Genomic DNA, 22,254 nt, shown 5'->3' with positions numbered 1-22,254 from the left:
TCCATGACCACCGAAACCCAGACGGCCAGCCGCCGTCGTGCGTCTTTCCATAACCTGACCGTCGCGGAAGTCCGGCGCCTCACGGACGATGCCATCGAGGTCACGTTCGGTGTTCCCGCCGAGCTGGCCGGCCAGTACGACTACCTTCCGGGCCAGTACGTGGCACTGCGCACCTCGCTTCCTGATGACAACGGCGAGCCGCACGAGGTCCGCCGCAGCTACTCGATTTGCGCTGAGCCGCGCAGCTTCGAGGACGGCAGCAGCGAGATCCGGGTGGCCATCAAGAAGGACCTTGGCGGCATCTTCTCCACGTGGGCCAACGCCGAATTGAAGGCCGGCGACGTCCTGGATGTCATGAGCCCGCAGGGCGCGTTCATTTCCCGGCACGGCAAGGACGGCTCGTCGGTCCAGCACAACGTCATGAACTCCATGAACCACCCGGAGGAACTGGCGGGGGAGCCGGGCAGCTTCGTGGCTATTGCTGCGGGCTCGGGCATCACCCCGGTGATCGCGATTGCACGGACACTGCTGGCCGCGAATCCGGAAACCAAGTTTGACCTCGTTTATGCCAACAAGGCCGCCATGGATGTCATGTTCCTGGAGGAGTTGGCGGACCTGAAGGACAAATACCCGTCGCGCCTGGCTTTGCACCACGTACTGTCCCGTGAACAGCGCATCGCGCCGCTGATGACCGGCCGCATTGATTCGGAGAAGCTCCAGTCCCTGCTGAGCAGCGCAATCCATGCCGAAGACGTGGATGAGTGGTTCCTGTGCGGGCCGTTCGAACTGGTCCAGCTGTGCCGCGATACCCTGGCAGCCCGCGGCGTAGAGCCTGAGCACGTCCGTTTTGAGTTGTTCACCACCGGCCGCCCGGACCGTCCCGAAGGAAATGCCGGCCGCCCGGTTGTGGAGGACGAGTCGCAGGACACCTTCAAGATCACGTTCACGCTGGATGGCCTCACCGGCGACGTCGCCAGCCCCACCCATGCCCGCGAATCCATCCTCAACGCGGCCCTGCGCGTTCGCCCGGATGTTCCGTTCGCTTGTGCAGGCGGCGTCTGCGGCACCTGCCGCGCCAAATTGATCACCGGTACGGTGACCATGGATGAGAACTACGCCCTTGAACAGGACGAGCTGGACAAGGGCTACGTCCTCACCTGCCAGTCCCACCCCACCAGCGAAGAAGTTACCGTCGACTTCGACGTCTAAGGAGTCCCATGATCGAGCTCTCCATTGCCAACGGCATTGCCGAAATTGTCCTCAATGCCCCCGAAAAGCTGAACTCGCTCAACGAGGACGCGCTTGCCGAACTGGATAAGGCGTACGACGACGCTGCTGCCGCCGTCTCACGTGGTGAGGTGCGGGCGCTGCTGCTGCGCGGAGAGGGACGCGCCTTCTGCGCCGGCCGCGACATTGCCGCTGTGACTCCGGAAACCGACGACGCACAGGCCTACCTCGGCGGACTCGTGGAGCCGCTGCTGAAGAAAATGGCAGCCTTCCCGACGCCGACATTCGCTGCCGCACACGGCGCTTGCCTGGGAGTCGGGCTGGGGCTGTTGCTGGCCACCGATGTGGTCTACGTGGCGGAGAACGCCAAGTTCGGTTCTCCCTTTGCGAAGCTGGGGGCCACCCTGGACTCGGGCGGCCACTGGTACTTTACGGAGCGGCTCGGAATGCACCGCACCCTGGACCTGATCTACACGGCCGACCTCATCTCCGGGGCCGAAGCAGTGGCCCAGGGGATGTTCAGCAGGGCGATGCCTGCCGATGTCTTGCTTGACGAGACGCGGGAGATCGTTTCGCGGGTAGCTGTCGGGGCGACCGAAGCCTTCAATGCATCCAAGGAACTCGTGGCCCACATCCGTGACCAGCGCCTGGGCCTGTGGGCATCCATGGCCGAGGAGAACGCCGAGCAGGCCCGGCTGTGCAAGACCGACGACTACGCCGAGGGCTTCCGGGCTTTCCAGGAGAAGCGTGCGCCGGTTTTCAAGGGCTAGCGCTGGCCGGTCCCGCCCACGCCGAGGGGCTGCCTGGGGAATTTCTAGACGAAGCCGTTCAGGAGCTTGTAGCCAGCCACTTTTCCTTCCAAGGAGATGACGGCCATGCCTTTGTCCGTTGTATTCACGTCGGTGAGGGCACCGTAAGTGAGGGTTGGGACGGCCGTGCCGCCCTTTATGCACGGGAAGGCTGAGAAAGATCCTGCGCCGGGAGCATCCTGGTAAGGGCCATGAGGGGGCATGGTGTAAGTCGTCTCCTTCAAACACACGAAGACGTCCTCGAACGATGTTCCTCGGTATTTCCCGCTGGCGGTGTCCCATAGGTTTGCATTCCAAAAAGTGCCTGCAATAACCCGGTCTCCAGGGCTCAACGACGGCAACAGGCCGTAGTCGCCCCAGCTCCGGACCTCTACCGCCTTGGTTTCCCAAGCGGCGTCGCCGGTGAGTGGATCGTAGCCGACCAGCTTCGATAGACCACCGCGGTATTTCCCGGCGGGGAACTCAATGTGGCCCTCGGTGTACTCGCACCGAACAGGGAATGCCTCGCCGCCTTCCAACTTGGTGGCTTTGGTTCCAATTGTCTTGGCGCACTCCACCTGCGATCCTTCAGCTGCCCAGAGAACCCGGGCGCTTGAAGCCCGGAACCCCACGGTTTTAGTGGATTCGCGCAGGTTCAGTGAGAAGGTTTGCTCGGAGAATTTTTCGGGCGAGATATCCGTGGGGTTGATTCCAACGGAGCCGACGTAGAGGTCCAGCTTCTCGGAGTAGATGAAGTGCCAGCCCCTGCCGGTGCTGGCCCCTTTGCCAAAGATTTCTTCTATCCCGACTTCCCAGAGCACCTCGCCGTAGGAGACATGCGCCAGCTTTTCAACGCCGTCCGTCACCACCGAGTAGAGTTCTTTGCCCACAGGTCGGAAGTTCCCGATGAGGGGGTTGATGTCGGGACCACCCGATTCCTCGCCGGATTCCAAGTCCACCCAGTGCTCCACGGTGTGGGATTCTTCATCGAAGGCGATGAAGCACATGTCTTGGACGTCGTCGCAGGCAAAGGGACGAGTGCTGACCAGTTCTTCCCTCCCGCGATAGATTTCCCTTCCGGTTGTCAGGTCAAAGGCGACTGGGGCAGTCCACCATGCCACGCCGCCGTCATTGGCTGGTGGTGTTGCCGCCTGCAGGAAGATCGCCGCACTCTTGCCAGTGGCAGTCCTGGCCACGACAGGTTCAAGCGGGACACCAGGTGCGTCGTATCCGGGATGAACTGGCTGCGTCCACAGCTCTCTGCCGTCGTCAACAGAAATGGCATGGGCGGCGACGCCTGCCGCGCTCTTGGCGTAAACCAAGGCAACACCGTCGGCCACCACAGGCTGTCCGAGGGGTTCGAGCGCAACTTCCCATGCCGCTGTCGTGATTTCCGTGTTTCGCTCCGGTGGAGCGTTGCTCGGCGCTGGCGTGCTTGGAGCAGGCGAAGCTTGCTGAGGGAGGAAGCTGCAGGATGCAAGCAGCATCGCGAGGCCGACGGCTGCGATGCCGAGCCCCGCAGACTTCAGGCGGGCGGTGGGCAGCGCCGATGGAGCGTGATTCATGGTTCCCCCAGGGACATTAAAAAGGTCAGCCAGGCGTGGCTCAGATAGAGAATACAGCGCACGGACCCACCTGAACGCGCCGAAAGCAGCAGCGCAGCCCGTCTGGTGTTAGCCCGGCCTATTTCGGAGCCGTGGTCGAGAGTAACTTGGTCAGCTCTTCGTTGGTCAGTTTCGTCCAGGCTGAGTCCGAGGAGCCCTGCAGTGCCGCCTCAGGGCTCTGGGTTTGGACCCACCATTTGGCTTCGAAGACGTGCTGGTCCAGCATCACCCGGTCGCCCTTGTGGTAGACGGTGGTGGCGGACCAGGCGGGGTAGGTTCCTGCTGGGACAGTGATTTCGGGTGCGGGGCGGTCACCGGGAAGAACGGGGCCGATCAGCTTCCATGGCGCCGCGGCGCCGTCGTGGACCGGGTCGTTGGGCACGTCGTCCTTTGTCCACCACTTGGCCTCGTAAACGTTGCCCTGCCAGACGATCCTGTCTGATTGCACGTAGGTGGCCACGGGGGACCAGATCGGATAGGGGCTGGTGGCGGGGTCGTCCACTACCGCCGTGGCCGTGGTTTTGCCCGTCGGCAACGTGGAGCTGGGGGCGTCAGTGACCTTGGAGTCGATGTCGGCTCCCAGGACGTCCGAGAACCTGGTGCTGCCTTGCGCCACACCACTGCAAGCGTCGGACACCACGGTGAGGGTGGGATAGTTCGGCCCGCATTCGGCATCCCGGTTCAAGGACCACATGGACATCCTGCCGATGCCTTTGCCCTGCGCGAAGTCGTGAAGGCCCTGCGCATCGGCCAGGGTGAACACGTCGGCCACAATGTCGTTCTGGCCGATCATGGGGGTGAGACCGATCCTGCGCCACAGCGTCTGTGCACCGAGGTTCTGTTGCGCGGCAGAGTAGATGTCTCCCAATTGGGCATGGGTGGCTTCTGCGGCCGCGATGGAGGCCTGCAGCATGGACTGCCCGGCAACCCGGCTTTCGCCGTAGTCCATGGTCATGATGTTGACGCCGGCAAGTTCCACTCCGGCGGCAAGCATTTGTGCGACGGCGGCAGTACCGTCAGCGGTCAGCCCGGCTGGGGCCACGGGGAGCGTCAGCCAGACGGACAGGTTCTTGTCCTCCGCCTGCCGGTCTTTCTGCAGAGCTGTAATGGCTTTGGCCTGCCGTGCAATGGCAGCCTTGTCAGCCAGTGCGGTGCCTTCGATATCCAGGTCAATGGTGGCCAGGTCGTAGCGGTCCACTACGGCCGAATAAGCCTGCTGCAAACGTCCTACATCAGTGCAGGCGGTGGAAAGTTCCCGGTTTGATAGCCCGCCGAAGGAGACTGCGATGTCTCCGCCGGTTTGCCGTAGCCGGGCGATCCGCCGGTCGAGGTCCAATTCCGAGGCGGCCGCATCAAGGCTGTAGAACGACCCCCAGGAAGGTGTGCACCCGTCTTTCGCATCGGCCACGATGAAAGCCAACGCTACTGACTTGGTGTTTTCTGTTGCTGGTTGCTCGAATGCGTACCGTGGGGTCGCGGTTACATCAACGTATCCGGTGAAGACCGATGGTGAGGCTGCGGCGGCACGGGTATCTGTGTAGGTCCGCCAGGAAACGACGCCGGCGCCCACCAGTACCGCTATAACAGCGACCAGAACGGAGAGCCGAATCCAGGACAACTTTCGCCCAGGAAAGTGTTTCGACATAAATCCCCCAACGTTGACACTGGAAATTCGAGCGACTGGATGTTATTAGCCTCTTGACAAGACCTAAAAATGTCCAAGTGATTTCCGTCGATTACGCGGGAATCATAAGGCACCTGTTATCGATTACTATAAGGGCAATCGGCGACGCTTTTGCTACGAAAAGGCGGACGTTCAACCGGACATCGGGCTTTTGGCCCGGTCACAGTCTGATGGGGAACTATGACGGACCAGTTGGTTGTTTCACCTGAACTTGCGCGGGATTCCGGTTTGCTTCCCCCCGAGCGCCTGGAAAGCGCCGTACGAAAGCGTCAGTGGGGATCCGAGCGTCGCTCCGAGCCCTTGGCAATTGTTCATCCAACGCCCTCTTCACGAAAGATCGTGCTCGGCAGGCTGGCTATTTTGGTGACGGTGGGAGCGTGGATTTATTACGTTGTCTCCACCATCATTCGACAGTTCGTTGACAACCCAAACTCCGGGTTTCGATTCGGGTTCGAATCGATTTCCTACCTCATTGTGGTCACTTTCCTGACGTTCTCAGCCCTCATGTACCTCATGGCGCGGCAAGGAGCTCTCTATCGGTTTAAGGAACACCGGCGGGTACCCCGTGGGGAGTTGGATAACCATTTTGCCCATTACAGCGAGGCCGTGACCGTTTTGGTGCCGTCCTATGCCGAAGAACCACAGGTAGTGAGGGGAACGCTGTGGTCGGCCGCTCTTCAGGAATTCCCGGATCTGCGAGTGGTGTTGTTGCTCGATGACCCTCCCCACCCCACTGAGCCCGAGAAGATTCAACGACTTGACCAAACCCGTGCGTTGGCAGGGCAAATTGAAGACGCGATGTCAGCCCCGGCAGGGCGTGCCAACGATGCCCTTGCAGCTTTTAGGGAGAGGCAAGGTTCAGCTGCCAATGAGACCGGGGAGCTCCAACTCCTGATCGGCGAGTATGAGGCAGCCGTTGAATGGTTGGAGGCGATGGCTGAGGCCGAGACCGTTGAGGACCACGTGGATGAATTCTTCGTGGACCTGGTCATCATGGGACTGGCGCGCGAACTTCGCCTTGTGTTGTTGGCACTCAAAGCAGCCACAGCCCAGAATGCTGCGCCCAGCCCGGAGCGCATGGAGCAGCTTTACCTCCGCCTCACTTGGATTTTCAACGTCCGCACGGAGACGTTTGAGCGCAAGAAGTACGCCAGCCTCTCCCATGAGGCCAACAAAGCCATGAACCTCAATGCCTACATCTCCCTCATGGGCAAAAGGTGGCGCCGGGAAGAAACTGCCGGAAGCGTGGTGCTGCGGCCTTCGCTGGTTCCGCGTGAGGACGACCTGCTGGTTCCGGACAGCACATATTTGCTGACTTTGGACGCGGACTCCCTGCTCCTGCGGGACTATTGCCTGCGGCTGGTCTATTTCCTTGAGTCTGCCGGCAATGAACGCGTGGCGGTGACGCAAACGCCGTATTCATCGTTCCGCGGCGCCCCCACCAGGATCGAGAGAATCGCAGGCGCCACAACCGACATCCAGCACATTCTCCACCAAGGCATGACGTACTACGGTGCTACGTTCTGGGTGGGTGCCAACGCGATCATCCGCAAATGCGCGCTTGAAGACATCGTGGAAGTGGAGACAGTGGGCGGGTTCGAAATCCGTACCTACATTCAGGACCGCACGGTCATTGAGGACACCGAGTCCAGCATCGACCTGGGCACCCATGGCTGGAAGCTCGTCAATTATCCGGAGCGCCTGAGTTACAGCGCCACACCACCTGACTTCGGCTCACTCGTGGTTCAACGGCGGCGCTGGGCCAATGGCGGGTTGCTGATCCTTCCCAAACTGTGGAACCAACTGTCCCATAGGCGCAGCCAACGGCAACGGATACTCCTCCGCGAAGTGCTGCTGCGAGTGAACTATATGGCGTCTATTACGTGGGCCAGCTTTGGACTTCTCTTCCTGTTGGCCTACCCCTATGACAGCAGGCTGCTCAGTCCTGCAGTCTTCATCGCCGCCCTCCCGTACTTCCTGTGCATGGGTTCGGACCTTCGCGACTGCGGGCACCGGTTCAGCGACATTTTCCGGATCTACGGCTTCAACCTCATCCTGCTCCCGGTCAACCTGGCCGGTGTTTTGAAGTCTCTGCAACAGGGCCTGACGGGGGACAAGATCCCCTTTGTCCGTACACCCAAAGTGAAGAACAGGACAGCTGCGCCGGCCATTTATGTGTTGATTCCCTATGCAATCGTCGCGTTCTCAGTCCTGACGATCTGGAGGGACGCCCAGCAAGGTAACTGGGGAAACGTAGCCTTCGCTTCGTTGAATGCCGTCCTGGCCATGACCTGCATCCAGGCATACATCGGCATCTGGAATTCTGCCGTGGATGTCTTCCTCGGTGCCGTCAACTGGCTTTACGTGACTCCCAAGTCCAAGGCCAAGCCCGAGTCCCTGGTAGTGCCAAAGACCGCGGAGGAAGTGGACTGGGAATCGATTCTCTACCACGGTGACCGCAGGCTTAACCGGGACCTCCGCGGCGGAACCGACCGCCGTCGTCGTATCTCATTGCGGTGATGCCCGTAACTCCGCCCAGGCAATCCAGGACCGCATCGGTATCCTTAAGCGATGAGTGACGTAGCGCGTTCCACCATCGCCTTCGAGGGGTTTTTCGCCCGGGACTTCCCGGAGTTGGCCATTCCATGGCGGGCGGAGGAGGCCGCCGACCCGCAGCTTCTGGCCCTCAACCAGCCACTCGCCGTCGAGCTTGGTTTTGATCCTCATTTCCTCCGGAGCCCCGAGGGCATTCGGCTGCTGATCGGTAATGCCCTACCGGAAGAAGCAACTCCCGTGGCCCAGGCATACTCAGGTCACCAGTTCGGCTGGTACTCACCCCGGTTGGGGGATGGGCGTGCCCTGCTGCTGGGCGAGGTCGCCGGCGACGACGGGAAGCTCCGCGATATCCACCTCAAAGGCTCGGGGCGCACGCCGTTTGCCCGGAATGGTGATGGCCTGGCAGCGGTTGGCCCGATGCTGCGCGAGTACATCGTGAGTGAATCGATGCATGCCCTGAACATTCCTACCACCAGAAGCCTTGCCGTTGTCGGGACAGGGCGTCAGGTTCAGCGTGAGACTCTCCTGCCGGGGGCCGTCCTGACCCGGGTGGCCAGCAGCCACTTGCGCGTGGGTAGTTTCCAATACGCCCGGGCCACCAACGACGTGGATCTGCTCCGCCGCCTCGCTGATCACGCCATCGAGCGACACCACCCGTCGTCGGCCGGGGAAAGCAACCCTTACCTCGGACTCCTCAAGAGCGTCATATCGGTCCAAGCGAAACTTGTGGCCCAGTGGATGCTGGTCGGATTCGTTCACGGCGTCATGAACACCGACAACATGACGGTGTCCGGCGAAACAATCGACTACGGCCCGTGCGCCTTCATGGATGGCTTTGATCCCGGGGCCGTTTACAGCTCCATTGATGAACAGGGACGCTATGCCTACCGCAACCAGCCCTTGGTTGCGGAGTGGAATCTTGCCCGATTTGCTGAATCACTTGCGTCGCTTATCCACGAGGACGAGGAGCAGGCGGTGGCCCTTGCCGTTGAGGCGCTGAATGCGTACCGCCAGCAGTACAGCGCCACATGGTTCAGCGGCATGCAAGCCAAACTTGGGCTGCCTGAGGGAATTGACGACGGCGTTGCCTCACCTCTGGTGGATGACCTGCTTGAGCTGGTTCAGGAGTCGCGCGCGGATTACACCTCGTTCTTCCGCAGCCTTGGTAAGGCGGCCCGCGGGCAGGTTGAGCCCGCCCGCGGCATGATTCTGGACTTGGCAGCGTTCGATGCATGGCTGGAACGTTGGCACGCCCTGGCGCCTGATGCCGACGCCATGGACAGGGTCAACCCGATCTATATCCCGCGCAACCACCTGATGGAGGAGGCCCTGTCCGCCGCAACAGAGGGGGACACGGGCCCGGCGGAGCGGTTGCTGGCAGCAGTGTCCGATCCGTTCAGCGAACGCCCGGGATTGGAAAAGTATGCTGAGCCAGCGCCGGAGAGCTTCGGTCCCTACCGGACCTTCTGCGGCACTTAACGGGGCCTGGCTACAGACGGGTCGAAACCCAGCAGCCCTAAGGGGCGTGACGCACGATTGCCAGGAGCTCTTCGCGCAGACCGTCGGAGTCCAATTTTACGGCTGACAGCACAATGCTCTCCAAGCGGTGGGACTGTTCGAGCAGCGCCAGCCCCACTTCGGTAATCGACACCAGTTGGCTGCGGCGGTCGAAGCGGTTGGGCTGACGGAGAATGTAGCCTCGGGATTCAAGCCTGGACAGCAGCGGTCCCATGGTTTGGGCTTGGACGCGTACGCTCTGGGCAAGCTTCCCCGGCGTGATGGGCCCTGCGGTTGCCACCGTATCAAGGGTGAGTACTGCCGGATACGTCAGCCCCAGGGGTCGCAGCTTCTCATTCCATGCCAGCTCCACGAGCCGCGCCGCAGTGGACAGCAACCGGCTGGTTGGCCATCGGTCCATGTCAGGCATTGAGGCACCCCAGCTTTCCCAAAGTAGTCAGCTTGCTTACTAGGTTACATGAGTGCCATTGGGGCAGACTGTGCGGGTTGGGACGGAACGCTTGGCCCGCATCCCAAGTCAGTGCAGTTGGCTGTCCGGGGGCGTAGTGCGCCACGAGTGGAAGGGTACGGTCAACCCTGCGCGTGTTGGTGCGCAGGTGAACGGTCCGGCGTGCGCCGGAAGGTCGGGCTCCAACGGGACGACCCGCACTAGTTGGAGTTCGTTGCGGCCTGAAGCGGCCCGGATGGTGAGGGCGTCGCCTTGGCGACTGATCCGGATGCGGGCCCGTTCGCCGTTCCACTTTGGAACAGGTGCCAAGGACCAGTCCGAGAAGCCGTCCGTAACCACCGCGCCCAATTGAGCGGCGCCGTCGGCAAATTCCACGCCCGCCTTGACCCAGTGCTCGGCGCTGATCCGGACGAAGATGCCTGCTTGGTCGAACTGTTGGGAAAACGCAGCGGTGAACTCAACCTCCATGGCGCTGTCCTGTGGGAACGGAGCGAGCAGCGCGTGTTCGGTGTCGTGAATGAAACCGTAGGACGTGATGCGCCAGGCGTCACTGCTTTCGGCTGCAGTCACCAGAAGGTCACCTTCCTGCTCGACGACGGCGGCCGGCTGGTTGGTCCACTCGCCGCGGCTCCAAGGAATGTCAGAAATCACAAGGGTTCCTTAATTTACTAGTCCAGTGCAGAGGGCAAGGACGGCACGGTTGAAGGGGCCTTCCGGATCGGGCTGGCCACTGTGCTGGGTAAGCGTTGCTGCCAAATTTGGGTGACTTTCAACGGAGAGCAGCTCAAACGCGAACGCGGAACCGGCAGCTTGATTCTGTTGGGCGAAGAGTGAGACGAGCCCCGTGACGACAGCGATGAGCTCCATTTTCTTCTCAGCAGCTACATCCGCATCCTTCATCGCCTTCAGATAGGCCTCGAACCAGGCAAGGGTATGGGGGCCAAAACTCCTGCTCCCGAGGGACGCCTGCATAAGCCATGGATGGCTTTGATGATGAAGGAGTTGACTGTTTGCCAGGTTGAGCATGGCGTCCGTCCATGCGGATCCCGGTTCGACTGCAGGCGGCGCACCGATGGCGGCATCCACCATGAGCTCAACAATCTCGTCGCGTGAGTTCACGTAGCGGTACAGGGCCGGAGCGACCATCCCAAGCGCCCGTGCGATGGCCCGCATTGTTACGTTGTGGAAGCCCTCTTCGTCCGCGATCTTGATTCCTGCGGCAGCAATGCTGTCCCGGGAGTGAAGGGGAACTGGTCCGCGGGCCTTTCGAATGGGCCGGGACCACACGCTCTCGTTTACCGGGTTGTTCACTTCTTCGGCCGCCATGCCTCAATCCTATATACTGTGAACGTTGTTAGCAGTTAATCGGTGATGAGAGGAAAAGATGGCCAAGCAAAACCCTGAGGCAAAGAAGTGGCACCTGCCAGGAGCCAATGGCGTTCTGGTGCCGGTGCTCACGGTCGGCGAAGGCCCCGGTCTCATCCTGCTTCACGGAGGAGGTACTTCGTCCGCGGAGTACATGAGGCTTGCGGGGAAGCTCTCCTGCGCGTTCACCGTCCATGTCTACAACCGCCGCGGCAGGCCGGATGCCGGGTCCATGCAGGACAGTGACACGGTGGCCACCGATATCGAGGATCTCTCGGCCGTCATGCAAGCAACTGACTCCACCCGCGTGTTCGCGCACAGCGGTGGAGGATTCATCGCCTTTCAGGCGGCGCGTACTTTACCCATCAGCCACCTTGGGACGTACGATGCCGCGATTGCCATCGAAGGCACGGACCTGCCAAAGGGCTACTTGGGCGACTTCCAGCAGGCTCTCGACGACGGCGATCTCATCACTGCGATGACCATAGTCGCCACAGCCGCCAATCCTGACGAGGTGCCAAAGAATGTGCCCGCCTGGCTTCAGCGCTCACTGACTGGGCTGTTCCTGAAGAGTACCTACGGAAAAAGGATGAAAGACCTCATCCACACCTTCAGGCCTGAGATCAGTCGGATCCTTGACAACGAGGAGCCGGCGTCCTTCTACTCAAGCATCGAAGCAAAGGTTCTCTTGGGCACCGGCTCCCACAGTTCGACGTACTTCGGGCAGACGTGCGATGCCTTGATGGATGTTCTCCCGTTCGGGCAAAGCCTCGTCATTCCCAACGCCCGCCACAACACAGCAAACAGTGCGCCGGAGCGGCTGGTTCAGCCCTACATCGATTTCTACTCAGAATAGGGGCCGGGTGGATCGGTCATTCACTGCCCCGCGTTAACCAGCCCCGATTCGTAGGCCAAAACCACCAGATGTGCCCGGTCCCGGGCGTGCACTTTCGTCATGATCCGGTTGACGTGCGTCTTCGCCGTGTGCGGAGAAATCACAAGGCGGGCGGCGATCTCCTGATTCGTCATTCCCCGGGCAACGAGGAGGAGCACCTCACGTTCCCGTTCGGTGAGGCGGGCCAGGACCTTGTCTTCCCACACGGATGCCGTGGGAGGGGTCGCCACGAAACGCTCGATCAGTGCCCGCGTCGCAATCGGGGACAGCAGCGCTTCTCCGAGGTGGACGGTGCGCACTGCCCGCACGATGTCGTCGGGCTCCGCTCCTTTTCCGATGAATCCGCTGGCTCCGGCACGAAGGGCAGCCACCAGGTACTCGTCTTCCTCGAAGGTGGTGAGGATCAGGACGCGCGTAGTACTGCCGAAGGGGCCTGCAATGATCTCCGATGCAGCCGCTATCCCGTCCAGCACAGGCATCCGAATGTCCATCACCACTACGTCCGGAGCCAATGCTGCAGTGGCGTTTACTGCCTCCCGCCCGTTCGCCGCTTCGCCGACCACGTTGATGCCGTCGCTATCAGACAAGATGTCACGGACCGCCTGCCTCACCAGCGGTTGATCGTCAACCACAAGAACGTCGATCATCGGAGCGGCATTTCGCTGCCGGGCAACGTGACCACGAGTTGGAATTCGCCGTCGAGGCTCGCAGTTTCGACCCTGCCCCGTACGGCAGCAACCCGTTCGCGCAGACCCCGCAGGCCGTGCCCGCTGGGCACCGTTGGGGCATCGTCCGCGCGTAGGGGATTGGTGACAGTCAGGATCAAGTCACCGTCATGGGCGCGGATGCCGACGGCGGATTGGTCGCCTGCTCCGTGCTTGTGGGCGTTGGTGAGTCCCTCCTGCAAAGCTAGAAAGGCGACGTGGTCGCTGGCAGGTGAGAGCGCCGCGATGCCTGGCGCCTGCTGCAGCTCGACATCCAGGCCCGCGTCCTTGAAGCGATCAACGAGCTCACCAAGCCGTGCCAGTCCCGCCTGAGGATGGAGGTCACGTTGTTCATCCGTATTCTCGGCACGCAGCAGGGCCATCAATGCGCCGATGTCTGCGAGGACAGTTCTCGAGGCGCTGCGGATGCTTGTCAGTGCTTCCTGCGCCCGTTCGGGGCGGCCCGCCAGCGACGAGGATGCGACGCCGGCGCTGAGGCTGATCACCGAGATCTGGTGCGCCACAAGGTCGTGGAGATCCCGGGCGATGCGGACGCGTTCTTCAGCCACCCGCCGTCGTGCTTCTTCATCCTTGCCCCGCTCGGCGCGTTCCGCCCGTTCAGTCATTGCGGCGATGTATTCACGCCGCGACCTGGCGGCGTCGCCCATGGCGCCGGCAAGCACGATGAACGCGACGAACTGCAGGGCCCGTGAGTCAAAGAAGTCCCCTCCGAGCGGCACTGCGCTCACCAAGAAGACCACCATCGCAGCGACTGCCACGGACACGATTCCAAGGACGCGCCGTGTCCTGTCTGCAACTGAGAATGCTGCGATCACGGCGGCAACCAGTGTGCTCGGGGCAAGCACGCCTGCGAAAGCGATGATGACGCTGCAGCCGAGACTCAGCCCCAGCGCTGCTGCTGGCCAGCGGCGGCGGCAAGGCATGGCCGCGACGGGCAGAAGCGCAACGAGGAGCAACGGGCCGCGGGCTCGGAAGACCTCGTCCGGAAACGGCAGGACGGCGAAGAGAACCACCACAGCTATGGCGATGACATCGCTCAGGCGTGTCTTGATTCCTGGAGGGCGAAGTGACGGCACCCTGCCAGTATTGCGGTCTTGCCACATGGGCCGTCGCATCCTGAGGACGATATGCGCATACCACCAACGCAGTATCCAAGTGACCACGAAGGGATGACGCGTGTGGCTGTGCGAAGGACGAGGCTGGAGGCATGGGCGCACGGTGCGCCCTGGGGGAGGCGCGCAGTGAAGAAGTCCGTTAGGAAAATGCTCGTTGGGGTCGCGGCAGTTGGTGCCGTTCTTGCGGTCGGACTGGCCACAACAACCGTGGTCAATGCAGTGGCGAGCGGGTCTGAGAGCCATCGGATCGAGTCGTACGGGCAGCGAGTGGCAGTCGACGGCGGCATGATGAACGTCGTTGTATCGGGCGCGGGGGAGAACGTTGTGCTCCTGCCGGGGTTCGGTACCTCATCGCCCTTCCTGGATTTTCAGCCGCTGGTCACGGATTTGGCCAAGGATCATCGCGTGATTGTGGTGGAACCGTTTGGGTATGGTCTGAGCGATGGCACGAATCGGGAGCGGACCACGGAGAACATCGTGCAGGAGGTCCATGGGGCGCTTGAGGCACTGCGCATTGACCGGTACACACTGATGGGGCACTCCATCGCCGGCATCTATGGCATCGAGTACGCAGCCCGGTATCCGGAGGAGGTGACGGCGTTCGTGGGCGTTGACTCAAGCGTTCCCGGACAACCCGGCATGGACACCCTGTTCCCCACCGGACTCCTGTCTGCGGCCAAAGGCCTGGGCCTCCTCCGCCTCGCGGCCGTTGGCGGTGACGGCTACAGCGACGCGTACTCCGATCACGCACGGGAACAGATGAAGATGCTGACCAACCGGAACTCCATCACGCCCACCTATCTGAACGAGATGACCCACATCCGGAGCAACTTCGAGCGCGCGCTCGGGACAGGTTTCGCCGAGGACCTGCCCTTGCTTCTCTTTGTGGTCTCCGAGAATGCGAAGAATCCTGAGTGGCTGGGGCTGCACGAACGTCAAGCAGCGAACGTTACGGACGGTACGGTAGTCCCCCTTCCGGGCGAGCACTACCTCCATCACACCCACGCCGCCGATATCGCGGGCAAGTTCCGGGAGTGGCAGGCCACCCGCTTCCCGTAAGCCAGCGAGCGAAATGTTGCGCACAATCACGGGGATCAACGGGTGAATCCGGCAAACTGAAGTTGGCACATTGAATTGTTGGGGATGCCGGTGCTGACTGTCGTCGCCCTACCACCGTGGGCTGCAACATCATTCTCCGAAAGGCATCACCGTGACACAGCAACAGCCCGACAACAATCCGGCTATTCCGGAAGGCGGCGAGCCGTTTGCGCAGCAGCCGCCTTACGCCCAGCAGCCCCCCTACGGCCAGCAGCCGCTGCCGCAGCAGCCCTACGGATACCAGTCGCAGTATCCTGCGCAGCCCCCGGCCCCGCAGCAACCGCCCTATGGCCAGCCCCAGTACTATGCGCAGCCGCAGCAGCCCCAGTACTATGCGCAGCCGCAGCCCAACGTGCCCTACGGTTACTACCCGCAGCAAAAGTCGAAAATCGCCGCTGGCCTGCTGGGCATTTTCCTTGGCGGCCTCGGAATCCATCGCTTCTACCTGGGCTACACCACCATCGGCGTCGTCCAGTTGGTCCTCACCATCGTGGTGGGCGTGTTTACGTTCGGGTTGATCGGACTGTGGGGCCTCATCGAGGGCATCATGATCCTCGCCGGAGCGGAGTACTTCCGTAGGGATGCTCAGGGCGTTCCCCTGCGCGACTGACGTGCCGACCATTTGACTGGAAACGAAAGTGTCCCGCCTGATGGGGGATCAGGCGGGACACTTCAACTCTAATGGTGCTAGCTGGTAATTGACCGGGTGCCGATACTTTTGCTCGTGTCGGGCCCCTGCAACGGCGGACCCTGCTCTCAAAGCCAGGGGCCGCCGTCGTGCTTTCCGCTAGGGGTGACCGGGGCGGGTCTCGCAGGCGATGCGGTCGTCGTCGCTGTCAAGACCGGCCACATCGCCGTACCACGGGAAGTAGTAGTCGAACCAGTCCTGTGCCTGGCGCCACGTAGCAAAGTCCGTGCAGTTCTTGCTGTTGCCCGGGTTCGCCGGCGGCTGCGGCGTAACTGGCGGCGTCACCGGTGGCTGCGGCGTCGGCGGCTCGGGCGTCACGGGCGGCGGGGGAGGCGAGCACGTGTTGCCAGTGATGCCGCCGGTGCCGCCGTTGACGAACCTGTACATGAACGCTGCCATGGCATCACGTGCCACGGGCTGGAGCGGGTTGTACGCGCGGCAGCCGTAGCCGATGTCCCAACCGGTGGAGATGCCCTGCGCTGCAAGCCAAGTGATCTGCTTGTAGAACTGGGTTCCCACCGCGACGTCCTCGAACGGGGAAGTGCCCGGCTCGGAGAAGTCCGGGTTGCCGCCGAAGCGGTACAGGAACGCTGCCATGGCGTCACGGTTGACGGGTGTGAGCGGACGGAAGGTCTTGGAACCGTTCGCTTCGGTCCAACCTGTTGAGATGCCACTCGTGGCCAGCCAGGTGATTTCCTTGTAGAACTGGCTCGACGGCGTCACATCAGTAAACGGCGACGTCGCCGGGGGAGTGAATGCAGGTTTGCCGGCCAGACGGTAGAGGAAGGCTGCCATGGCGTCACGGTTTACGGGGCTGAGCGGGCGGTAGGTGCGCGTCCCGTTCGCTTCCACCCAACCTGTTGAGATCCCTTGCGATGCGAGCCAGGAGATCTCTGCGTTGAATTGGGTGGAGCTGTTGACGTCACTGAACGTGATGGGTTCTGTGGGCGGAGCGTCCACGGCGATCGTTGGAACGGTGACCTGCGTGGTTGCACAGGAGCCTTGGATGGCCGATGAGATGGCCGCCGACTCGGCCTGGTCGATTGCCAGTTGCCACCGGTATTTCACCAGTACCCAGTCTGTTGCGTACCGGCAGGCTGTTCCTGCCAGCGGCGGCATCCACTCTGCCGGGTCTCGGTCGCTCTTGGACTGGTTCACGTTGTCGGTCACAGCTTCGAGGGCCACGTCCAAGGTGAGGTCGTTGGCGTAGTCGCGGCGTTGTTCGGCCGTCCAGGCGCTTGCGCCGGAACCCCAGGCTTCGGCGAGGGGGACGAGGTGGTCGATGTCGACGTCGGACGCATTTGTCCACGTTGCGCCGTCGTACCAGGAGGTCCACTTACCTGTGGCCACTGTGCAGCCGGAGCTGAACGTCACGGGTGTCAACGATTCCTGTTGAAGGACCTCGGACCGGGTATCGCAGTTGTCGTTGTCGGCGTCCACCCAATGCTGGAACAGGTCGCGGTTGTAGCCGGTGTTTGATTCAGTGGCGACGGTCAAGGATGAGAGAAGAGCAGCGACGCTTGCTTTGTCCGAAGCGGTCGCGGTTTGCGGCAAAAAGACAGCCGCCGACGCGGCCAGCGATAGTATCGCCAACCACGAAAGAGCCTTGGGCATCTGGGTTCCCCATATTCGATTAGAGCGCTCTGAGCAGCGCATACATCATGGGATGCTACGGGTTCCGTCAGGAACCTTGTTGCCTCGTGACTCCGGCGTGGCGGGCGTACTCTGGGTCCATGGAGTCCGAGGTCAGGACTGTCGCGCTGCGAACCGGCATCAGCGTTCCCTGCTTTGTCCAAGGTCACCTTGAACAAACAGTCGACGACGGCGGCACACCGTTGGTCCTGTTGCACGCCTGGGGTGAGTCCTGGCGGAGTTTTGAGCGGCTGATTGCCGCCCTTCCGGATTGGGTTGTTGTGGCACCGGACCTGCGTGGGCACGGTCTTGCCGAGAAGCCTTCCGGCGGGTATTCGCTGCTGGAAGTGGCCGAGGATGTCGTGGCCCTGTTTGCTGCCCTGGGTCTTGTCCGTGCCAACGTGCTGGGTTCTTCCAGCGGTGGATATGTGGCGCAGCAACTGGCGGTGACGCGGCCCGATCTGGTGGCATCTCTGATTCTGGTGGGTGCGCCTTTGAGCCTCCATGGGAAGCCGGCGTTCGCGAGTGAGATGGATTCCCTGGCTGATCCGATTTCAGAGGATTGGGTGCGGGATTCACTGTCCTGGTACCGGCTGCTGCACACCGTTCCCGCGTCTTATATCGAGGACCGTGTGCAGGACGGTATGGCCATGCCGGCTGCCGTTTGGAAATCGTCGCTGCGAGGCTATTACGAAGCCGTTCCACCCACGGAATTGGGCGCTATTTCAGCCCCCACTCTGATTCTCTGGGGAGCCCACGACCACCTGGTGCCTCGGCACCATGAAGAGACGCTGGCGCGACGCATACCGGGATCCCGCCTCAAGGTTTATGAGGAGACCGGGCACCTGGTGTTGTGGGAATGCCCGGAGCGGGTGGCGGGGGATGTGGAGGGGTTTTTGGGTGAGGTGCTGGGCGGCTAGCCCTTGATGGTTCACGAGTTAGCCGCCCACCTCCGTGGAGCAAATCAATCAGAGAATGGCCGTCATGCCGTTCCATCCGATGCCCACTTTTGTAGCCGTAGGCCAAGCTGCACCCCCGCTGCCAGCGTAGAGCCACAGCTCGCCGGCCGCGTTGCGCGCCAGGATGTCGGCCTTACCGTCGCCGTTGAAATCGCCGGGTCCAACCAGGGAATTCATGGAGTTCCATCCCTGGCCAATCTGTTGCTTAGGGAGCCAGCTGCCGTACCCACTAGCGGGATACAACCAAAGTGCCCCGGCGCCGTCGCGGGCAATCAGATCTCCGAGACCGTCAGAGTTGAAGTCGTCTGTCCCCGTGATTTCCGAGAGTCCCACCGAACTGGTGAAGTTGCCACCGATCCACGAGGGATGAAGGAACCTGGCCTTCCCATCGGCAATGTACTGGTACAAACTTCCACCGCGGTTGCTCGCAATAAGGTCTATGAAGCCATCGCCGTAGAAGTCGACGCCCTCTATAGCGGCCATAGCCTCCCAGCCGTGGCCGACCTGTACACGTTGCCTCCAACCTCCAGCCCCGTTGCCAGGGTAGAACCAAAGGAGCCCTGCCGCGTCACGCGCCAATACGTCAGCATGGCCATCGTCGTCGAAATCGCCGGGGGCGACGAGGGCTGTCATGACGTTCCAGCCCTGTCCAACCTGGACACGCGAAAGCCATCCGCCTGAGCCGTTGCCTGGGTAAAGCCAGAGCAGTCCCGCCGTGTCCCTGGCCAGGATGTCGGTCTTACGGTCTCCGTTGAAGTCGTTCTTGACGGATCTGGCCGCATCCCCATCAATGACAGCCACCGAGTACTGTTTGTATTGGTTGCCAGAGCTGGCTGTGTTGACGACGTACACCTTGTTGTTATTTGGGTTCACAGCCGCCTGTCCAGGGTCCCACCCGGTGTATGCAACACTGCTGCGGTTGTTGGCTCCCTCAATGATGGTGACACCCCGAACGAGCATGGTGGCGTAGATCTTATTGTTCGAAGGGTTGACTACGATGCTTTGCACCTGGCTTGCGGTGGGTATGGTCGCAGTCTCCGTCAGGGTGCCGCCATCCATCACCTTCACAGAGGTATTTGCGGTAGTGCCCGAGCCCACGTAGATTTTGTCGGTAACCGGATTCACAGCAAGGTCTCCGAGCGGAGCGTTTGACGCCATGGAACCCTTGATCGCATTGCTTGCGCCATCGATTACTTTTACGCTGGATCCGTATTTTGGCGCGCTGGTGACGTAGATCTTGTTCTTCGTCGGATTCACTGCTATGGCGAGAAAGCCGTCGGCTCCAATGGATACCGTGGAAATGATCTTGCCACCCGCATCAATGACCTTGATGGTTCCCCCGGAGAGCGCGTAAGCCCTATTCGTGGATGAATTAATGACGATGTCCTGGGCGGAGGCTGAATCAAGAACTGGCTTTATAGCGTTGGTAGCACCGTCGAGGATTTTTAGGCCGCTGTCTGTGCTTACGTAAACTTGGTTGGTTTTCTCATTCACGGCCAGAACGCCGGGAGCCGAGTCGACCGGGACCTCAGTGGCCGCGAGCGTTGCCCCGTCAAGCACAGCGATGTGACCGGACGACATACTGACATAAATTTTGTTCGTTGCGGAGTTAACAGCAACGTGTTCAGCGGGGCTCCCATAGCGGCTGAGGCCTTTCACGCCGCCCGCCCCAACGCTGTGCACACCATCGTATGAGGCCACATACGCTGTGTCTGTCACGGTGTTCACGGCAATAGCCGTGGGCCACTGTCCGACGGTGTAGCGATCCGTAATTGCGTCGGCGTTGGCTGGCGCAGCAGTGTTACCTAGCGACAACGCCAGCGCCAAGCTCACGGCGACGGACGCGCCCGCTGCCTGGCGCCGGCGTCGTGAGTTCTCTTTCCCGAGCGCGCGCGCTCCATCCAAAGCATCAGACATAGTGTCCCCCAAAAGTAGTGACGCTCGACTGCGTCGATAGTCGGATTCTATAGGGGACAGACCAACGGCCAGCCCTGATCTTCCATCAGGGCTGGCCGTTGTTTTCGTTCTGGAGGGGGGACGGGCTAAAGGATCGCGGTCATACCGTTCCAGCCTGAGCCGACTTTGCTCGCGGTAGGCCAGGATGCTCCGCCGGTACCTGCGTATAGCCACAGCTCACCGGCTGCGTTGCGCGCCAGGATGTCGGCCTTACCGTCGCCGTTGAAGTCGCCGGGGCCAACCAAGGAGTTCATGACGTTCCAGCCTTGCCCGATGGTCTGCTTTGAGAGCCAGCTGCCGTAGCCGTTGGGCGGGTAGAGGAACAGAGTTCCAGCGCCGTCTCGGGCTACGAGATCAGAGACACCGTCACCGTTGAAGTCACCTACGCCCGTAATCTCGGACATTCCGGTCCAGCCGGAACCGGCCCACATACGGGACAACCAACCGCCCTTGCCATCTCCGCGATATACCCAAAGGGCACCATCGCGGGCCCGAGCTACGACATCGGCGAATCCGTCACCGTGGAAGTCAATTGCCTCAATTGCGCTCATGCCTTCCCAGCCGCTGCCGACCTGCACACGCGTCAGCCAGCCGCCGGAGCCGTTGCCTGGGTAGAGCCAAAGGACACCAGCTCCATCCCGGGCGAGAACATCGGCATTGCCGTCACCATTGAAGTCACCAGGAGCGACTAGCGCTGTCATCACGTTCCAGCCCTGGCCAACCTGTACGCGAGGCAGCCAGCCGCCCGTACCGTCGCCCGGATAGAGCCACAGCACACCAGCGTTGTCCCTGGCCAGGACGTCGGCCTTGCGGTCCCCATTGAAATCGTTCTTGACGGGTTGTTCCGCGTTCCCGTCAATGACACCCACCGAATCGCTCTCGGAGTTGACGACGTAAACCTTGTTGTTGGACGAGTTAACGACGGCGGCGTTGGGCTCCTGGCCCGTGTAAACCGCTGTGCTGGTGTCGTTCCTGCCATCAATGATGGTGGTTCCACGACCTGTCATGGTCGCGTAGATCTTGTTGTTGGACGGGTTCACCACGATGCTCCGAACCCGCGTTGCCGTGGCTATGTGCGCGGTCTCCGTCAGGGTGGCGCCGTCGATGACCTTTATGGATCCGTCGCTGTTCCAAGTACCAGACTCGACATAGATTTTGTCGGTGGCGGGGTTCACAGCCAAAGTTCCCAGTGGGCCTTCGGACGCCATAGATCTTGTGATCGTGTCAGTGGCACCGTCGATGACCTTGACGCTGGATCCGTATTTCGGAGTAGTCGTGAGATAGATCTTGTTTTTTGAAGGATTGACCGAGATCGCGCCGATACCGTCTGCACCCACAGACACTGTTGATGAGATCTTGCCGCTGGCGTCGATGACTTTCACAGTTCCACCTGAAAGGGCGTAGACCTTGTTGTTAGCCGTGTTGATTGCAATGTCTACTGCGCCGGTGGAGTTCGGGATCGGAGTGGCTATGTTTGTAGCGCCATCAATAATCTTGATGCCAGCTGGTGTGCTGACGTAGATCTTGTTGGTGTTCTCGTTTACCGCGATGATGCCTGCACTAGCCCCAACTGAGACAGATGTGGCGGCGTGCGTTACTCCGTCTATCACCGTGACCGAGCTTGATTCGCTGACGTAGATCTTGTTGGTCGCGGAGTTTACGGCAACATCCGCGGGCAAGTCGGCTGGCTGGTAAACGGTTCCGCTTCCGCCGATGCTGGAAATGCCCTCCCATGTGGCCACGTAAGCTGTATCGGTTGCGGTGTTCACAGCGATCGACGTAGGCCGGTCACCGACCGGGATAACATCTTGTACCGCGTCCGCGTTTGCGGGCAACGCAGAGGTTCCCAATGACAGTGCCAAGCCCAGACCGACCGAAATGGCCCCTACCTCTGCCCTGCGCCGTCGGCTTACCTTCACCGTCCCGAAGGCGCGCGAACCACCCAAATAAGTACTCATAGAATCCCCCAGTAGTCGTGACGCGGAAGCGCGTCTTC

General features: G+C 61.4%; 18 protein-coding genes. 8 read left to right on the top strand and 10 right to left on the bottom strand.

Translation table 11 applies throughout. The features are described 5' to 3' along the window. Positions 1–3: 3 nt before the first annotated feature. Complete coding sequence (gene paaE / locus GVL04_RS06105; RefSeq protein WP_159701084.1) at positions 4–1,209, top strand: 1,2-phenylacetyl-CoA epoxidase subunit PaaE; 1,206 nt, start codon at positions 4–6, stop codon at positions 1,207–1,209. An 8-nt stretch (positions 1,210–1,217) separates the two neighbouring features. Further along, positions 1,218–1,997: an enoyl-CoA hydratase/isomerase family protein gene (locus tag GVL04_RS06100; protein ID WP_159701081.1), complete on the top strand. Its 780-nt coding sequence runs from the start codon at positions 1,218–1,220 to the stop codon at positions 1,995–1,997. A 44-nt stretch (positions 1,998–2,041) separates the two neighbouring features. Here GVL04_RS06100 and GVL04_RS06095 read toward each other — a convergent pair whose 3' ends face one another. Continuing rightward, on the bottom strand, positions 2,042–3,580 hold the full coding sequence (locus GVL04_RS06095; protein WP_159701078.1) for a hypothetical protein: 1,539 nt from the start codon (positions 3,578–3,580) through the stop codon (positions 2,042–2,044). Positions 3,581–3,698: 118 nt separating this feature from the next. Next, positions 3,699–5,264, bottom strand: coding sequence for a chitinase (locus GVL04_RS06090; protein ID WP_159701075.1), 1,566 nt, complete (start codon positions 5,262–5,264; stop codon positions 3,699–3,701). Between the two features lie 219 nt (positions 5,265–5,483). Here GVL04_RS06090 and GVL04_RS06085 point away from each other — a divergent pair, with 219 nt between their 5' ends. Both GVL04_RS06085 and GVL04_RS06080 read left to right on the top strand, forming a co-directional pair. Then, positions 5,484–7,823, top strand: a complete 2,340-nt coding sequence (locus GVL04_RS06085) for a glycosyltransferase family 2 protein (protein WP_235036189.1) — start codon at positions 5,484–5,486, stop codon at positions 7,821–7,823. Positions 7,824–7,874: 51 nt separating this feature from the next. Continuing rightward, positions 7,875–9,338 (top strand): YdiU family protein, encoded by a 1,464-nt coding sequence (locus tag GVL04_RS06080; RefSeq protein ID WP_159701072.1) that lies wholly within the window; start codon positions 7,875–7,877, stop codon positions 9,336–9,338. 37 nt (positions 9,339–9,375) lie between these two features. Here GVL04_RS06080 and GVL04_RS06075 read toward each other — a convergent pair whose 3' ends face one another. From GVL04_RS06075 to GVL04_RS06065, 3 genes are all read right to left on the bottom strand, one after another. After that, positions 9,376–9,786, bottom strand: coding sequence for a MarR family winged helix-turn-helix transcriptional regulator (locus GVL04_RS06075; protein WP_159701069.1), 411 nt, complete (start codon positions 9,784–9,786; stop codon positions 9,376–9,378). 108 nt (positions 9,787–9,894) lie between these two features. Further along, on the bottom strand, positions 9,895–10,476 hold the full coding sequence (locus GVL04_RS06070; protein WP_159701066.1) for a DUF1349 domain-containing protein: 582 nt from the start codon (positions 10,474–10,476) through the stop codon (positions 9,895–9,897). A gap of 9 nt (positions 10,477–10,485) precedes the next feature. After that, a complete protein-coding gene (locus GVL04_RS06065; RefSeq protein ID WP_159701063.1) occupies positions 10,486–11,151 on the bottom strand; it encodes a TetR/AcrR family transcriptional regulator in 666 nt (221 codons plus the stop codon). A gap of 58 nt (positions 11,152–11,209) precedes the next feature. On the opposite strand from GVL04_RS06065, the gene GVL04_RS06060 reads away from it, so the two are divergent. Next, entirely contained in the window at positions 11,210–12,046 is an 837-nt protein-coding gene (locus tag GVL04_RS06060; protein ID WP_159701060.1) for an alpha/beta fold hydrolase, read from the top strand. Positions 12,047–12,066: 20 nt separating this feature from the next. On the opposite strand, the gene GVL04_RS06055 is transcribed toward GVL04_RS06060, so the two are convergent. Beyond that, on the bottom strand, positions 12,067–12,732 hold the full coding sequence (locus tag GVL04_RS06055; protein WP_159701057.1) for a response regulator transcription factor: 666 nt from the start codon (positions 12,730–12,732) through the stop codon (positions 12,067–12,069). Then, entirely contained in the window at positions 12,729–13,913 is a 1,185-nt protein-coding gene (locus tag GVL04_RS06050) for a sensor histidine kinase (protein ID WP_235036188.1), read from the bottom strand. Before GVL04_RS06050 ends, GVL04_RS06055 begins: the two co-directional genes overlap by 4 nt. Before the next feature lie 138 nt (positions 13,914–14,051). Here GVL04_RS06050 and GVL04_RS06045 point away from each other — a divergent pair, with 138 nt between their 5' ends. Continuing rightward, a complete protein-coding gene (locus tag GVL04_RS06045) occupies positions 14,052–14,984 on the top strand; it encodes an alpha/beta fold hydrolase (protein WP_235036187.1) in 933 nt (310 codons plus the stop codon). A gap of 151 nt (positions 14,985–15,135) precedes the next feature. Beyond that, a complete protein-coding gene (locus tag GVL04_RS06040) occupies positions 15,136–15,633 on the top strand; it encodes a TM2 domain-containing protein (protein ID WP_200846761.1) in 498 nt (165 codons plus the stop codon). 177 nt (positions 15,634–15,810) lie between these two features. Here the strand turns inward: GVL04_RS06040 and GVL04_RS06035 are convergent, their stop codons facing one another. Then, entirely contained in the window at positions 15,811–17,325 is a 1,515-nt protein-coding gene (locus tag GVL04_RS06035; protein ID WP_159701051.1) for an S-layer homology domain-containing protein, read from the bottom strand. An 86-nt stretch (positions 17,326–17,411) separates the two neighbouring features. Here GVL04_RS06035 and GVL04_RS06030 point away from each other — a divergent pair, with 86 nt between their 5' ends. After that, complete coding sequence (locus GVL04_RS06030) at positions 17,412–18,263, top strand: alpha/beta fold hydrolase (protein ID WP_235036186.1); 852 nt, start codon at positions 17,412–17,414, stop codon at positions 18,261–18,263. Positions 18,264–18,311: 48 nt separating this feature from the next. On the opposite strand, the gene GVL04_RS06025 is transcribed toward GVL04_RS06030, so the two are convergent. Further along, the gene (locus GVL04_RS06025; protein WP_159701048.1) at positions 18,312–20,219 is read right to left on the bottom strand and encodes an FG-GAP-like repeat-containing protein; all 1,908 of its coding nucleotides are present in this window, start codon (positions 20,217–20,219) and stop codon (positions 18,312–18,314) included. A gap of 125 nt (positions 20,220–20,344) precedes the next feature. After that, positions 20,345–22,216 (bottom strand): FG-GAP-like repeat-containing protein, encoded by a 1,872-nt coding sequence (locus tag GVL04_RS06020; RefSeq protein ID WP_159701045.1) that lies wholly within the window; start codon positions 22,214–22,216, stop codon positions 20,345–20,347. Positions 22,217–22,254: the final 38 nt, after the last annotated feature.

It is taken from the genome of Arthrobacter sp. 18067 (assembly GCF_902706295.1).
Taxonomy (GTDB): domain Bacteria; phylum Actinomycetota; class Actinomycetes; order Actinomycetales; family Micrococcaceae; genus Arthrobacter.
The sequence above is the reverse complement of the archived record's forward strand: the minus strand, read 5'-3'. Positions and strand labels throughout refer to the sequence as shown.